Annotated in this window: 2 protein-coding genes; both read left to right on the plus strand. The window is 36.0% G+C overall.

Annotated elements, in window-relative coordinates; translation table 11 throughout:
* Positions 1-160 precede the first annotated feature (160 nt).
* The gene (locus ACS8FC_RS16345) at positions 161-526 is read left to right on the plus strand and encodes a WG repeat-containing protein (protein WP_439297552.1); all 366 of its coding nucleotides are present in this window, start codon (positions 161-163) and stop codon (positions 524-526) included.
* Between the two features lie 39 nt (positions 527-565).
* A partial coding sequence (locus tag ACS8FC_RS16350) for a WG repeat-containing protein (protein WP_439297553.1) occupies positions 566-819 on the plus strand: 254 nt, incomplete at its 3' end.

Here is an 819-nt window from a genome sequence, read left to right on the forward strand (position 1 = left end):
TTTAAATTGTAAACTTTAGGTCAGTATTCATTAAAACATACAACAAGTAATTCTAATTTCTGACGTATCTTCATTAAAAATTTGTTTATTAAAACATATGATCCTACGTCATTATTGTGTTTTGAATCAACAATATTAGAAAGTAAAAAGGACCACTAGGATGTTACGAAAAAAAGTGATTACCTTAACAGTTATAACAAGTCTCTTATTTATTGGTTGTAGTAAAAGCGAGTCTGTTCCAAGTACTAGAAATGCTAACGACGATATCAGTATCAAATCAACCAACGTAGAAGCTGCGTCAAATATAGAGCCAAATATAGAAGTAGCACCAGGAACGGAAGATACATCAACCACAGATTCTGTTTCTAAACTGGTTCAATACGTAGTCCCCAATGGTGAGTACTCAGAACAATGCGGGTTTAAAAATAACGAAGGTAAAATCGTTGTAAAAGCAAAATATGATTTCTGCGGTACGTTCCATGAGGGCATGGCCTATCTACTCAAAAAAAATCTGAAGTCTGACTGAGGCTATTACCTTGGATACACTAATAGCTCAGGTGAGCTTGTGATTCCGGTGAGTATCGAAGCAGATTATGGCTGGATGTTAGATGCTAGAAACTTTAGCGAAGGTTTGGTCGCTATTTTAAATAATGACCAATGGGGATATATGGACAAAGAAGGCAAAACTGTAATCCCCTTTGAGTTTGACAGCGCTAGTGACTTTGCTAATAGCATTGCTACAGTATCGAAAGATTATAAATATGGTGCGATTGATCGTTCTGGTAAAGCGGTACTTGAGTTTAAATACAGCCACCTTGG

The sequence above is a fragment of the Psychrobacter sp. 1Y4 genome, assembly GCF_051847555.1.

What these genes read in the sequence shown, in the direction of transcription:
- ACS8FC_RS16345 (WP_439297552.1), top strand. Translation starts at nt 161, where the DNA reads ATGTTACGAAAAAAAGTGATTACCTTAACAGTTATAACAAGTCTCTTA.